The 14,315-nt window shown below is 52.4% G+C and carries 11 protein-coding genes; all 11 read right to left on the bottom strand.

Annotated elements, in window-relative coordinates:
* Positions 1 to 2 precede the first annotated feature (2 nt).
* On the bottom strand, positions 3 to 836 hold the full coding sequence (locus HCX92_RS01225) for a type VI secretion system accessory protein TagJ (RefSeq protein WP_169293097.1): 834 nt from the start codon (positions 834 to 836) through the stop codon (positions 3 to 5).
* A 95-nt stretch (positions 837 to 931) separates the two neighbouring features.
* Entirely contained in the window at positions 932 to 1,417 is a 486-nt protein-coding gene (locus tag HCX92_RS01220) for a type VI secretion system tube protein Hcp (RefSeq protein ID WP_169293096.1), read from the bottom strand.
* 65 nt (positions 1,418 to 1,482) lie between these two features.
* A complete protein-coding gene (tssC, locus tag HCX92_RS01215; RefSeq protein WP_169293095.1) occupies positions 1,483 to 2,982 on the bottom strand; it encodes a type VI secretion system contractile sheath large subunit in 1,500 nt (499 codons plus the stop codon).
* A gap of 18 nt (positions 2,983 to 3,000) precedes the next feature.
* A complete protein-coding gene (tssB, locus tag HCX92_RS01210) occupies positions 3,001 to 3,549 on the bottom strand; it encodes a type VI secretion system contractile sheath small subunit (RefSeq protein ID WP_169293094.1) in 549 nt (182 codons plus the stop codon).
* Between the two features lie 54 nt (positions 3,550 to 3,603).
* Positions 3,604 to 4,632 carry a type VI secretion system protein TssA gene (gene tssA / locus HCX92_RS01205; protein WP_169293093.1) on the bottom strand — a complete coding sequence of 343 codons (1,029 nt, stop codon included), beginning with the start codon at positions 4,630 to 4,632 and terminating at the stop codon, positions 3,604 to 3,606.
* 177 nt (positions 4,633 to 4,809) lie between these two features.
* Positions 4,810 to 6,612, bottom strand: coding sequence for a hypothetical protein (locus HCX92_RS01200; protein ID WP_169293092.1), 1,803 nt, complete (start codon positions 6,610 to 6,612; stop codon positions 4,810 to 4,812).
* A 12-nt stretch (positions 6,613 to 6,624) separates the two neighbouring features.
* Positions 6,625 to 7,392: a type VI secretion system-associated protein TagF gene (tagF, locus tag HCX92_RS01195; protein WP_169293091.1), complete on the bottom strand. Its 768-nt coding sequence runs from the start codon at positions 7,390 to 7,392 to the stop codon at positions 6,625 to 6,627.
* 6 nt (positions 7,393 to 7,398) lie between these two features.
* Positions 7,399 to 11,007 carry a type VI secretion system membrane subunit TssM gene (gene tssM, locus HCX92_RS01190; protein ID WP_169293090.1) on the bottom strand — a complete coding sequence of 1,203 codons (3,609 nt, stop codon included), beginning with the start codon at positions 11,005 to 11,007 and terminating at the stop codon, positions 7,399 to 7,401.
* Positions 11,007 to 12,305 carry a DotU family type VI secretion system protein gene (locus HCX92_RS01185; protein ID WP_169293089.1) on the bottom strand — a complete coding sequence of 433 codons (1,299 nt, stop codon included), beginning with the start codon at positions 12,303 to 12,305 and terminating at the stop codon, positions 11,007 to 11,009. Before HCX92_RS01185 ends, tssM begins: the two co-directional genes overlap by 1 nt.
* Before the next feature lie 6 nt (positions 12,306 to 12,311).
* Positions 12,312 to 13,652: a type VI secretion system baseplate subunit TssK gene (gene tssK / locus HCX92_RS01180; protein ID WP_169293088.1), complete on the bottom strand. Its 1,341-nt coding sequence runs from the start codon at positions 13,650 to 13,652 to the stop codon at positions 12,312 to 12,314.
* Positions 13,653 to 13,666: 14 nt separating this feature from the next.
* Entirely contained in the window at positions 13,667 to 14,200 is a 534-nt protein-coding gene (gene tssJ, locus HCX92_RS01175) for a type VI secretion system lipoprotein TssJ (protein ID WP_169293087.1), read from the bottom strand.
* Positions 14,201 to 14,315 lie beyond the last annotated feature (115 nt).

The following is a 14,315-nucleotide window of genomic DNA, read 5'->3' as shown; positions in this document are numbered from 1 at the left end:
CATTAACCGTTTTTTGCTTCATGATTGAAAACCACCCTCCGCACATCAAGAATGGCCTGTTCAGAATTGGCGGTCATCCACATTTTCTGGCCAATGCCAAAGTAAACCTGTTCAGAACAATACTGCCACTCGGTCCGGTGGCTTAAATTGGCGGCGTCATCAAGCCGGGCATAAGACGAACCCGCCGGTGCAGGGTAACGTACCGGCATCAAGCCGGTATATTGGCGCTTGTCTTGCATGTCTACTTCCACTTGTGCCCAGACCAGGTCGGTTAAGCCCTGGGGGGCAATAAAACGGATGCTGGCAATGGATTCGAACGGAACCCAGCCATAGCGTCCGTTAACAATCAATTCGCACACTGGCCCGATTCGGCCATCACCATCGCAGATCCATTCAAAAGACAAGGTATTGTCTTGCCCGTCAATGTCAAGCTGGCCAATACTGCCAGGGGCCGTTTCCATGGCAACCGCCCGAAGACCCGCGGCCTGTTCTTCATCGGGTGTTTTAAGGGCCTCAATCAACATGGCCATCCAGGCCGGTGGCCGGGCCAGCACGGCCGGTATTGTTTCACCGCGAAACACGGCTTCCCTTTCCTGTTCGGCTCTTATTGCTCCACCATAGGCAACGGCCAGTGGTTGGGCCTGCGCATTCATTTCAGCACTTAGCGTTAACTGGTCACACGCCTTGTCCCAGTCTCCTGTGATCACCAATAACTGAAACAGTTGCGCACGCAAATCGGCATCACCCGGATTTTTACGGATACTTGCCTTTACACGGTTTAGCAGCTCGCTGACAGGCTGTCCACCCAGTGCGCGCATGATTGATAAATAAGACATTAAAACCATCCCCCTGTAAAAAATAAGATGGGCCAACAGTCATCCTGACTCTGTTGACCCATAGGGAAATCAACCCCTACACTGCTTGCCAGATGTTAAGCAACGATTTTGTTTTGCTTGATATCGTAAGCAACAACAGATTCAGCGCCTTTGCCGCCTTGCTCTGTTTGCTCCCAGTACTGCTGCTTGACTTTGGCAGCCTGGAAGGAGTAGCTAACCATCATGGCGTCGCCGTCCTGTGAGCCTGTGTACTGGACTGACGTCACCAATACGTCTTCCAGCGTGATGCGTGAGTATTCAATTTGGCTGCCGCCTGCCTTGCACACAGACACTTCCACCTTGCCCAGGTGTTTGCCAGTTGCACAATGTTTCATGACGGCAGGTGCGGCACGGTCAATGCGTGCAACTACGTTCAGGTCATTGAAACTGGCTTTGCCGGTACCACCACCACCGCCGGTAGACATGGAACCGGGTTGGGTTGCACCCCATGCAAATGACTGGATGTCGGTCCAGTCTTTGTGGTTTGAATCTTTGGATTCACCGTTTGCACCTTCAATTTTCATAAACATATCAACAGCCACAACTATCTCCCTTCAAGATAAAAATGAACAACAAAATACGGGGACTTACCCCGGTAAATGAGTGCTTAGCCATCATTCTGTTTTAATGACGGCAGCTTCGATACCAGCCGCAGGGATACGGTCAAGCCCTCCAGCTGATAATGCGGACGCAAGAAAAAACGGGCCGAATAATAGCCGGGGTTATCTTCAATTTCCTGCACCTGGACTTCGGCCGCAGCCAGCGGCTTGCGGGCCTTGGTTTCCTGGGATGAATTAACCGGATCACCGTCAACATAGTTCATCACCCAATCGTTAAGCCAGCGCTCCATATCATCCCGCTCGTTGAATGAGCCGATTTTGTCGCGCACAATACACTTGAGATAATGGGCAAAACGGCAGCAGGCGAACAGGTAAGGAAGACGGGCCGACAAGCGGGCATTGGCAGTGGCATCGGGGTCGTTGTATTCGGCCGGTTTTTGTAGCGACTGGGCCCCAATAAACGCGGCAAAATCCGAATTCTTGCGATGCACCAGTGGCATAAAACCGTTTTTGGCCAATTCAGCCTCGCGACGGTCACTAATGGCAATTTCCGTCGGACACTTCATGTCCACGCCACCATCATCGGTAGGGAAGGTATGGCAAGGCAGGTTGGCTACCGCACCACCCGACTCAACCCCGCGAATGGAAGTGCACCAGCCATACTCCTTGAATGAACGGTTGATATTGGCCGCCATGGCATAGGCCGAGTTGGCCCAGGCATAACGCTCGTGGTTGGCACCGTCGGTTTCCTCTTCAAAATCAAATTCATCAACCGGGTTGGTGCGTGAGCCGTAAGGCAGACGGGCCAGAAACCGGGGCATTGCCAGGCCAATATAGCGGGCGTCTTCAGACTCGCGCAGACTGCGCCAGGCAGCATATTCGGTATTGGTGAAGATCTTGGTCAGGTCGCGCGGATTCGACAATTCCTGCCATGACTCCATCTGCATGACGGCAGGATCGGCACCGGCAATGAACGGACAATGCGCGGCAGCACTAATACGGGCAATCTCACCCAGCATTTCCACATCGGGAGGACTATGATCAAAATAATAGTCTCCTACCAGGCAGCCAATGGGTTCACCGCCAAACTGACCATATTCTTCTTCGTACACCCGCTTGAAGATCGGGCTTTGGTCCCAGCCCACCCCTTTGTATCTTTTCAGGGTACGGCCCAACTCTTTCTTGCTGATACACATGACACGGATCTTCAGCAATTCATCGGTTTCGGTGTTATTAACCAGATAGTGCAACCCGCGCCACGCGCCCTCAAGCTGCTGGAACTCGGCATGATGCATGATCTGGTTGATTTGTTCGGTCAGCTTGCCATCAATTTCGGCAATAATGGCCTGAATGGTTGAATAGGCATCGGCAGAAATCGTCACCGCATTTTCAAGTGCCTGGCGAGCCAGCGTCTTGACGGCATTTTCAACCGCCTCACGGGCCTGATCTGTTTTAGGCTTGAACTCTTTTTGCAGAAGTGATGTCAATTCATCACCAGCCAGTGTTTCCTGCAAATCCACCTGTTGATTGGTACTGGTTGTATACATGAATAATCCCGTTAACGGTTACTGTTCGGTGTGGTCGGCATTGGCAGACTCACCCGCCTGCTCTTGCGGTTTGGGTGCCGTTGCCAGGGCTGACAGCAATGCCGGGTTTTGCAGAACCTGGTTAATCAGCTCTTCGGCACCGGTCTTGCCATCCATATAAGTCAACAGGTTGGCCAATTGGGTACGGGCCTCCAGCAAAGCGTTCAGGGGTTCAACCTTGCGGGCAATATTGGCCGGGGTGAAGTCATCCATGCTGTCAAAGGTCAAGTCCACGCTCAATACACCGTCCCCGCCCAGGGTATTGGGCACATGAAAAGCAACACGGGGTTTAATGCCTTTCATGCGTTCATCAAAGTTGTCAATATCAATATCCAGGAACTTGCGCTCGGCAACATCGGCCTGCGGCTCGATGGACTTACCGGCCAGATCCGCCATGACGCCCATCACAAAGGGCAACTGGATCGTACGTTCTGCACCGTAAATTTCCACGTCGTATTCAATCTGCACACGTGGCGCACGATTGCGGGCAATAAATTTTTGTCCGCTGTTATATTTTGTTGTGCTCATTATTTCTCCTGTGAGCTGATACAGGCATGACCTGGCGTCAGCCGTTTAATATGATTAATCATCTTTGGGCATCCATGCCTCAAACTGCTCTGCACCGGATGGCATCAGGTTTTGCAAAATCTCATGGAAATTCATCGGGATGGTTTGCTGCACCCGCCTGAGAAGAAAAGGTGCTGGATGGCTTGGCTCATTGACAGTGAAGTAACTGCATACTTTTTCCAGCGCCAGAATGGCTTCATCGCGGGTTTTGATCTGCACCTGCTTCCAGGAAACCGCACGCTCCCCGGATGACAGACCGGTTTCCTGAAGCGCAGCCGGCGCTTTTTCACCAGCCATCGTCTCTTGCGAGTCGTGGTCTTGAGTATCGTCATCAGCAGCCACTTCTTGCATGGCCTGAATAACCTGCTCCAGACTACGCAGCAACGCTGAAAAATCAGGTGTCCACTCATTCCCCAGATGGGAAGCAACCACATCACGTATACCCTGCAAGCTGTTGCGGGCACTTAGCAATGCCAGTATTTCAGGCGCTTCATTCATCCGGGCCTGGTTAAGGACTTCCTGCAAGCGCAAACGCCCGCCAGGGTACAAATCGGGCTTGGAACCATCCAGTACTGCTTCCACATCCCTAAGTGTCATCTGTCCGTGTGGTCCCGTCAGCAGCAAAGAAGATCGCAAGCTTCTGGCCATGCCCTGCATGTCTGCCAGGGCCACCAGTGCATTCATCCGGGGCAAGGGGTCTTCATAGCCGTCTTCCACCAACAAGGGAAATACGCCTTCCCAATGCGCTTGCAGGACCGCCTCTACCAGCCCTACACCCTGTGCGTAACCAACAATTCCCCGTCGCTCTGTCCATGCCCAGGCAAGGGCCGCCAGCACACGGAGATCGCAGGTTCGCTCGCAAAGTCCACCGGCTTTTTTTTCAACCTGCGTCCAATCAGGGGTCTGGGCCTGAATAATGGTGTCACCAAACTGCTGCTCGGGTTTTTCAATAACGGACTGCTGTAAATCCAGAAAGTCTGCGTCATACTCCAGATTGCTTCCGCACTGGTGCTGACTGAATAAATTAATAAACGACTGTTTCATAATGCCGTTTATCGTATACATCAAGTATTAAAGATTCATGACGTTTCAATGAAAAAAAATACGACAAACCTCAACAATTGAACATTGAAAACCATTTATTCACCCAATCAGCATTTTTTACCTGAAACATTTATACATTTTTTATGAACCCGTTGTTTTCAATAGTTTTAATTTCAATTAAAACTGATGACTGACTGTTGTGTTTTGCTGACTTTTCAGCTCTACAGTCACAACATGTGAAGGCAAATTACCATTACGGATTTCAATTGTATGGGTTCCGGGAGAGAGCCTGAGTGAACGCAATGGAGGACTGGCACCACGCCTGCGCCCATCAACATACACATCTCCCCATGGCTGGATAGACAAGTTGACGACCGCCATACTGGCCGCCCGTTCCTGCTCTTTCCTGCGTTCCTCTTGTGCAAGCCTTTCTGCTTCAAGACGTTTTTGTTCCTGAAGCGCCAGCTGTTCCTGATTAATCCGCTCCTGCTCCTGACGTTCCTGTTCCTGGCGTTCCTGTTCCTGCCGTTCCTGCTCCTGCCGTTCCTGCTCCTGACGTTCCTGTTCCTGACGTTCCTGTTCCTGACGTTCCTGTTCCTGACGTTCCTGTTCCTGGCGTTCAATTGTTTCAGTGGCAGGGGCAGGCTGTTCTGCAAGAGTAACAGGGGCTTCCTGTGTGCGACCGGATGGTTGCCAGGTAATGCCTGCTATTTCCTGACTGTTATTTGATACTTCACTGATAATACCTGATGTATCCCCAGCAGGCATCTGCGCCTGTTGGCCTGCCTCAGAAACCGGCTCAGGCAATGGCTCAGGCAATGTATTGTCAGTAGCCGTTATCATTGCCGCCACTTCGTCCACGTTATTTTCAGCCATGGGACGGGCACTGCTCACTGCGTCATTGACAGACTGGTTGACCACCTCGTTGACTGCCTTATCCAGCGTCTCGCTTGCCGTTCCGGCAATGGTGTTGGCCATCGTTTCGGCTTGAGTCAGGGCTTTGACCACAGCTTCCTCTTGCGTTTTCCACAGCGGTTGCGGTGGCCTGTTTCCTTCACCAGGGTCTTTGGGCTGCACCATATTGGCAGAGGCTGTGCGGGTTTGCTCTGATTCTTTTCCGGTTTCCATACCCGCTATTGCAGACTGTTCAGCTTCCTGACCGGTATAAAGATAAACACCTGCTGCCGCAGCTGCCAACACCAGTGCAATAAGGCCCCACGCCGGCCCGCGCTTACGTTCTTGCAAGACGATCTTTCTTGCAGGCGGATCCTGGTTTTCCTGTTCTGTTGCTGCGACAGAAGATGGTACAGGTGCCGGTTCCGGGTTTTGCGGCCCGGCAACTGCTTGCGTTGGCGATACGCTAACGGGCGGTGCCACAGGCATAACCTTTTCAGGGGTAGCGGCACGTATTTCAGAAACATCCGCCAAACCCATGGCCACCACCAGCTCATTCATAGACCGGGTGCGAACCTCGGGTTCCAGTATGGTGGCGCAATCAATGGCCCGTAGAAAACGCCGGCTAAAAACGCCACCATGCACATGGCCAGACAAGGGCGGCAAATCATCCTTGACCATCCGCTTTATGGCAGACTCCGGGGCCTGCTTCAATATCATGCTTCTAAGCACCATGCCCAGTCCATAGACATCAGTCCAGGGGCCAATTGGCCAGCCCGGATCAGCGGCGTGCTGTTCAAAAGCGGCATAACCGGCAATGAACTCATTCTTGGCCTGCAATTGCTGCAATTGCCCTTCGGAAAGAGGCAGCAAATGGGCACGTCCTGCTCGATCCAGCAAAATGGCTTCCAGTGAAAAAAGACCATACACCCGGTTTTGATCATGCAACCCCTGTAATACAGGCCATATGTCCAGCAACAGGTTTTCAAGATCAACCTGGGTAACCTCACCCTGCCACCACCCTGATTGCGCCAGGGTTTGGTAATCAGGACTAATTTTTTCGATCAATTCAGAAAGGGACGTCATATAAATTACCTGTTACAGACTGGCGTCTGCCGATGAACGTTTAATATTGGAAGGATTCGCAAACAAGGTGTTGAACAGGGTATTATTCAGGCTGCCCCCATGAACCAGGGTACGCTGGCCCGAGCCGCCTGCCTGATTGGCCCACCAATAACTGTTGTGTGAATACGGATTGAAATAATCGCTTAAGCCGGGCCATGAACACACCTCGTCATCCATTTTTTCAAGTGGTGGTACCTCATGACCGGCATTCAGGATAGCCAGGATATCCCCGCCCCGGCTGGCCGGTCCGGTTTGCCTGCCCGCCCCACGCTGCAGCATAGGTGTCAGGCAAACCCTGGCATGCTGGATATCCTGCTCAAACTGTGCAATAGAAAGCCCCTGGCTGACCGCCCTGAAGAGTTGCCTGCCCAGATACTCATAAAACCGTGCCGAACCCTCTATCATTTGCCGGTTGAAACTGGCAACCGGTATTTGCAAAACGGCTACCAGGGGATATTCGCGGCCCACCCTGTCACGGCTGGGCGCAATACTGCCCATTTGTATGACGCCCCCATCCTGCCAGGCGGGCAATAAAAAATTCCAGACTGGGGCTTGCCGGTATTCCCGTACCGCTTCAGGCAAGGTTGAGCCATGCATGCAAACCAGCCCCTGACTTAACCAGCGATGCCAGCCGTTAATTAATGATGGCTCGCAACGCCGATGCACAAAGTCACCCGAGGAAGGCATTTTTCCATACCATCCCAGCAATGAAGCCAACTGGTCAATACCCATTTCCATCATCGTTAGCTACCCTTTTCCCGGGCACGTAAAACCCCGCATTTCAGGTAACCTGAATGGGCTTTTGGCCGAATAAGCGGTGAACTCCAGCGTAACGCTGCGCCCGCCAATATTAAAAGTGGCTATCGTCACTTCAGGCGACTTGCCCCGCCGTATGCTGGCTTGATCCAGCATGCGGTTCAGGGCCCATGGACCCGTTGATGACAGCCCCGAAGTGCCCGTCTGGGGCATCAGACTGATGCTGACCTGATTGCTCCCTCTTTTACCGGGCCACTCTACGGTTGTTCCTATTTGTGGACCATGTGAATAAGTCACCAGCTGGCCGTCCACATCCATCATGAACTGCGTGATCTCAGGGTCCATTTCCAAAGGCCGTATGGCCACCCTGAAAGAGGGATCGGCCCTGCCAGCCGCAAAATAAACGTCACGAATAACCGCGCCATTTTCAAAAGCGCCCAAATAGCGGGCCACATCGCCTTTGCTTCCATCTATCCCGGGTTTGAAACGTAACCGGGTTCCCGATACATCAACAAGGTGCTGTAAATTCTGCTGAAAAAACTGTTCCAGCATCTGCTGGGGGCCAAAAAACCGGGCGAAGTCATTGGGTGCCACATCTTTGGCCGAATTGGCAAACGGATAACGCCCCGCAATGGCACGACGGCAAAAATTACCCAGGGTAGCATTCACGTCCTCTCCCATTTTTTCTTGCCGGAGACTGTTCAACTCGCTGGCCGACTGCACCGACAGGGCGCTCAGCATGGCTCCCACCTCTTCCGGCAAGCGCCCTGATTCTGCCTGCAGCTTGGACAGGACATCTGCCGGGGGCAAGGGACTTTGGCTACGCAAGGCTGCATCTGCCGCTGTCAGGTAAGTATAAAGTTCGTTCAGCAAGGCAACCGTGCCTTCAATGGGTGCAGGCTCACCCTGGCCAAGGCTGGTAGCCAGTTCCCTGTATTTAACAAAATGGCGATCCACCATTTCTTCCAGCCGCTCGGGGGTGGCGTCCTGCCGGATGGCATTTTCCAGCCCCACCGGACCAAACATTTGTTCCAGTGACTGGGTGGAACTGCTCACCCGTTCCCTGGCCTTGTCAATCAAAGAACGCTGGTTACGCTCATCTTCACGCAACAATGTGGTTTCATAAGCAACCGCTTTCACATATTTAACCAGCGGTGAATTGCTGGAAGAAAGGCTGCGCGCCAACTCTATGCCTTCAATGAGCGAAGATGGTTTGCGCAAGGCGACATCGGCCAGATAATGATCCCATTGGCTGACATAATCACTGAAATACAGCCGCTTGACGTCCTCAATCACCTTGTTGCGCCAGTCATCCTCACGGCCCGCCGCAATCTCAAGCACCCACTCATCATCCTGGCGCAGTTTCATGGCCACTTCATCAAGACGCTTGCTGAAAATATTCCAGTATCCATTGTAGGAATACAGGCCCGGAATACCCTCGTTCAATGGCTTGCCGCTGGCGCGTACAAAAACAGAGGTCGCTTCGGCCCCGCCCAGTGAAACCAGCGTACCGGGTTTGAGCTCTGCATTGGCCAACAAACGCTGCATCCGGCTATATACCCTGACCGGCAGGGAATGACGGTCCAGATTGGCCCTGACACGCTCTACCAGGGCTTCATTTTTGGGAAACGGTGAGGTCACTACGCCCTGATCAAGCAGGTTCCCCACATGACTGGACAAACGCTCATATTCCGCACGGGTGTAATTAACGGGCAAAGCGTCTTGCATCAGGCCCAGCACCCAGGTTTTCAGGAAAACCGGATCATAACGCGCCGTGTCATACAGCATCAGGTAGGCCCGCAAGGCTTCATACGAACGCTCAAGATCATTCGGGTCGGCCTGTTCCAGCGCCCATTCTATTTTTTGTGAAATTTGCGGCAGCAGCACTTGTTTCAGGGTGTCATCATAAACACTGCCCGCCGCTGCCTGGATTTTATAACCCTGGTAAAGTCCAAAACCATAGCCTAGCGGGGCATCGTCTGGCTTGAAACCGGGACCGTCAGGCAAATCAACCGCTGCATTCATGAAAGGCATCAGGCCCAATACATCGCCGGCACGGGTGATTTTTATATCCTGGCTTAGCTGGCGGAAATCAGGCAGTTTATTGTTAACATACGCCAGATAGCCACTGTTGTTGCGATAACTCATCAACCAGACCAGCAGGCACACCACTGTCACGGTGGCCATCACGCCATAGCCTGTCCATTGCAGGGCACGGTAGCGTTTTTCCCATTTCAGGTTCAGCCCGGCAAGCCCCGATTCACGAAAAACCACGTCTTTAAGCAGCTTATGCAGGAAATAACTCTTGCCCGCTTCTTTTGGCAGACCAGACTGCGGGGCCTGGCCACCCTCTATTTTCAGGTGTTTTTTAAGCGGATCGCTCACCTGGTCAAACGTCTGTCCGCCCTGGGTGCCACTGGTAAAATACACGCCCCGTGGTAATACCCGGGATTCAAAACGTGCGGTAGAAAACACATCACTTAAGAAATAACCCAGTATTGACTGCAGACTGGCAAATTGCTGCGGCAGCAGATAGGCCTTGGCTCGTGCCTGTTCATCAGGCTCATTGCCCATAATCGTTGGCATGGCATCAAACAGGCGTTTTTTCAGCCATTCATATTCAGTGTTATAGGCATCCAGCAGCGTGAAACCAGCCTCTTGGGATTTTTCATAAGAAAAAGTAAAACCCCATACCTGCTCAAGTTCCTGACGGCTGCAGCTATTGAAATACGCCTCAAAACCAGACAACAAGTCCATCTTGGTAACCATGACATACACGGGAAACTGGATACCAAGCTGCTCACGCAGGTCTTGCAGGCGCCGGCGCAAAACGGCGGCATGCTGTGCCCGGTCGGTGTCATTGCTACTTAGCAAATCGGCAATGCTAATGGTCATCATAACGCCATTAATAGGCTGACGGCCCCGGTATTTAACCAGCAAATCCAGAAACCCGTTCCATTCTTCCTCGTCATTAACGGGATCACTTTCATGGGTTGTGTAGCGCCCGGCCGTATCCAGCAAAACCGCATCATCGGTAAACCACCAGTCACAATTGCGGGTTCCGCCCACCCCTTTCAGGGCGACCTTGCCAAACTTGTCTGCCAGCGGGAAATTCAGGCCCGAATTAACCAATGCGGTGGTTTTTCCCGAACCGGGTGCGCCAATAAAAACATACCAGGGCAATTGATACAAATGCGACTTTGAAAACAGCGCCAGTGATGACGGGTTTTTCGTTCCTTCAAAACGGATGTTTTTTAATAAATCGATGGCTTCATCAAACCGTTCAGTCAACACCCGCAACTCGGCCGTTTCTTTTTCAGGCAGGTTTTCTGACTGCCTGTTTTTGGACGGTTTGCGCAATTGCCCCAGCAACTGGGCATTCAAACGGCCTTCACGCCATTTTCTCCATAAAATGCGCAGCAGCCAAATGGCGAAAATGGCCACAATCACATAAACACGCACATCCGGTTCTTCCAGCGGATACCACTGGTTAATGGACAGCGAAGAACCCAAAACCCAGATCAAATAACACAGCACAACCAGACCCAGAAACGTCCACAGGGCTGTACTGAATAAAAAACTGAAAAAACGGCTAAACATTATTCATTCTCCTGCCTGGCAGGTACGACCGGTGAAACCAGCAAGGTAATTTCAACCCGGCGGTTACGGGCCCGGTTGGCAGGTGTATCATTGGGAGCAACCGGATCGGCTTCCGCTTTGCCTTCAGCACGAACCCTGAGTTTGTTATCAAGCCGGGCATCCAGTATTTTCTTGACGGCATCCGCCCGTGCCTGTGACAGCTCCCAGTTGGACGGAAAACGCACCGTCTTGATGGGCACATTGTCGCTATAACCACTGACCAGAATATTGCCCTGGGTCTGATTCAGGGCATCAGCCACCCGGGACAAGACCGGCAGATACCGGGATCGCACCGCATCCGAACCTGACTCGAACAGGCCATCGCCCCGCAACACCACCACGCTGCGGTCTGCCTCGTCACGCACGGTCAAGAGGTCTTCCCTTATTTCAGGTGCCAAAAACCTGGCCAGACGTGCCGGTGTATCCAGCTGAACCGGCATGGCCGTTTCGGGACGGATGGGAGCAACAATCTGCAAGACAGGAGGCTTCACGCCAATGATGCCGGCAAACAAACGGTCTGACTGGTCGCCCAGCGTCCAGGCAAAACCCAAATATGAAAACAGCCCCAAGGCGACCGCCAACACGGCCACTACCCAAAGGGGAACCGGAAGACGCTTGAGCTGATTCTGTACTGGCGTATCCTGCCAGTGTTCCGAAAGGGCCTGCGGATACTCGCCACGTGCCTTGTGCAAGATAAGCAGCAGGCGCTGGCGCAGTGTTTCCAGTTGCGAACGGCCGTTATCGGCCACCCGGTAACGCCCCTCAAAACCCAAAGCCAAACAGTAATACAGCAGCTCAAGCAAATCGATATAGGGGGCAGGATTTTGCGACAGCTTGGCCAGCAACTGGAAAAACTTCTCTCCACCCCAGGTTTCATTGTGAAAAGTCACCAGCAGGCTGTTGGCCGACCAGGCACCACCACCTCCCCATGGGGTAAGCGCAGCCGCTTCATCCAGGGCGGTACACAGGCAATAGCGGGCACCCAGAATGGTTTCATTGCTTATTCCTGCCTGTTGGGCACGCAATTCGAACAGTCGGATTTCATCAATCAGCCTGAGCCGCAACTCAGACGGTGAGGCATGTGAACGGGCATTGCGTATTTGAGGTATGAGCACCAGCAAGGGGTTTGCGGCCGCCACCAAAGGGTTTGAACCGCTAATAACATAATCTCCGGGACTCAGGCTTTCCGGCACGGCTTCCAGCCCTGGCTGCCACCCCCACTGTCCCGTTACTCCATCGGTATAATTTCCGGCTTGCATGCTGAATTACCTTTTATCTTGCCTGATGGCCCAGAACTCCATGGTCAGACCCGGGAACTCACCCGCCAGATGCAAAGCAAGCGCACCGGTTTTTTCCAATTGCTTCCACATCTCGCCATTTTTTTCCAGTGAAAAGTAAAGATGGCCGGCACTATAGGGCAACTGTCGCGGTACATTGGGTAACTGCCTGATGGAAATACCTGGCAATTGCAAATGAACCAGGTCACGTATCCGCTCAACCGGCCCCAGCTTGGCCTGTGTGGGAAAATGCATACGCACGGTTTCTGCAGGCATATCGGCATGCACCGCCAGAATCAGATCGGCCGTCTGCATCAGGTGCAAATCGGGAATCTGCCCAAGCACCAGACCTTGCCCCTTGTCCTGTAAAGGAATACGAATGGCCTGTTCATCAAGAATTGCCGTCAGGGCACTGTGCAAGACTTCCATAAGAGGGGCAAAACTTAGCAAAAGATTGTCATGCACATAAGCCGGAAAACTGCTCATGCGTTTGCCAGGCTGGGTAAACGTGGCCAAGTCGCTGGCCAGCATCAGGAAATCATGAAAAATCCGCTCGGGGTGCAAATATTCCAGCGACAGCATGTGCCAAAACGCACCCCTATAGCGATTAATGGTTTCCAGGGTCATGAACTCGGCCACTTCGGCCACGCCGCTGCGGCCAGGCTGCTGCAGGCGGTTCACCAGCAGCTCACTGCGGGTTTCAAGCAACCCTGCAATCTCCTTGACGAAATTGCCCAGCACCGGGCTGGTGGAATAGGAAACGACCGGTGGTATATATTTATCATCAAGAATAATTTTACGGTCTTCACTCTTTTCCTTGATAACCGCCAGTGGCATGCCGATCCACTCATCCCCAAAATCCTTTTCAAGCATCAGGCGCAAACGTAATTTACCGGTTTGTATAACCGTTGTCCCCATGGAAACATCGCAGGAATCAAAGACCTCCTCTTCCACCACGCTATAACGCGCCAACGAGTTTTCCTGCTCATCAAATATGACTTCTTCAGACTCTTCACGGTAACGTGGCAAGGCCAGGTAAACCCGCTGCCCGAAAGTACCCGCAGGCACTTGCAGGGCGGCAGGACCGGCAGAGCCATGAAAGCTGAAGGCGGTGCCATCAGGCAGGATCCCCTTGGCTGCGGCAATCACAACCTTTCCCAAGGCCAGCGAATCCGTATCCAGCGCCAGTTCACGAAATCCCCAAAACAATCCACTGCTGCTTTCCTGGCGAATCCGGGCATTGCTGTCCAGAAAATGTTCAAACTGCTGAAAATGATGCGGCCGAAGAAACATGCCTTCGGACCAGACTATTTTATTTTTACTGTTCATGAAAATGTCTGCAATTAATTATTATCCGCCTGACGGCTCAGGCGGATGGACTGTCCGTCTACATCAATAATGACGCGTGCCTCGTCGGGAGAGAATTGCCAGAATTTGTATAGATTGGTGGTTTTGGCTGCGGGCAGTGGAACCAGCAAGCGCCATTGGCTATTGTTCAGGTCACGGAAAGCGGCCACGACCCCCAGGAATTTTGCATGGATATTACCCATGGCCGTCATGACCTCCTTCTGGCCGGGTTGAAGCATGACCGAGCTGATTTCCAGCATCTGGTCGCCCAGGGCCTGCTGCGGGTTTTGCTGCAGGCTGAAAAAATCCGAGGTTTCAAAGGCAGTGCTGGATTTAAGTTCGTAAACCGTTATTTTGACCGGGGCCGATCTGCCTTCAGGGTTAGGGTTAATGACATGTGCCCCCCTTAATTCAACCGCATACGGCACGGCCATTTTATTTTCGCTGGCCGCACACCCCGCCAAGGCCATTACCATTGCCAGAACGCCAATTTTCAATAGCCCTGACCGCAGCAATCGAAAAGCAAACATAAAACCCTCTTATTTTAACTATAACTGATTCAGGCTTGACTTAAAATATTTCAATAATGAACAAACAAAGCCAATTTAATAAAACAACATATTTCTGTCATGTTTCACATGTACC

Source organism: Advenella sp. EE-W14, from assembly GCF_012923605.1.
In the GTDB taxonomy this organism is placed as follows: domain Bacteria; phylum Pseudomonadota; class Gammaproteobacteria; order Burkholderiales; family Burkholderiaceae_B; genus Advenella; species Advenella alkanexedens.
This window is presented reverse-complemented; position numbering and strand designations above follow the sequence as displayed.

Coding starts and splice junctions, on each gene's coding strand:
- tssA (WP_169293093.1), bottom strand. CDS start 4,632: ATGAAACAGTCGTTTATTAATTTATTCAGTCAGCACCAGTGCGGAAGC.
- tagF (WP_169293091.1), bottom strand. CDS start 7,392: ATGATGGAAATGGGTATTGACCAGTTGGCTTCATTGCTGGGATGGTAT.
- HCX92_RS01200 (WP_169293092.1), bottom strand. CDS start 6,612: ATGACGTCCCTTTCTGAATTGATCGAAAAAATTAGTCCTGATTACCAA.
- HCX92_RS01185 (WP_169293089.1), bottom strand. CDS start 12,305: ATGCAAGCCGGAAATTATACCGATGGAGTAACGGGACAGTGGGGGTGG.
- tssJ (WP_169293087.1), bottom strand. CDS start 14,200: ATGTTTGCTTTTCGATTGCTGCGGTCAGGGCTATTGAAAATTGGCGTT.
- tssB (WP_169293094.1), bottom strand. CDS start 3,549: ATGAGCACAACAAAATATAACAGCGGACAAAAATTTATTGCCCGCAAT.
- tssC (WP_169293095.1), bottom strand. CDS start 2,982: ATGTATACAACCAGTACCAATCAACAGGTGGATTTGCAGGAAACACTG.
- tssK (WP_169293088.1), bottom strand. CDS start 13,652: ATGAACAGTAAAAATAAAATAGTCTGGTCCGAAGGCATGTTTCTTCGG.
- tssM (WP_169293090.1), bottom strand. CDS start 11,007: ATGTTTAGCCGTTTTTTCAGTTTTTTATTCAGTACAGCCCTGTGGACG.
- HCX92_RS01225 (WP_169293097.1), bottom strand. CDS start 836: ATGTCTTATTTATCAATCATGCGCGCACTGGGTGGACAGCCTGTCAGC.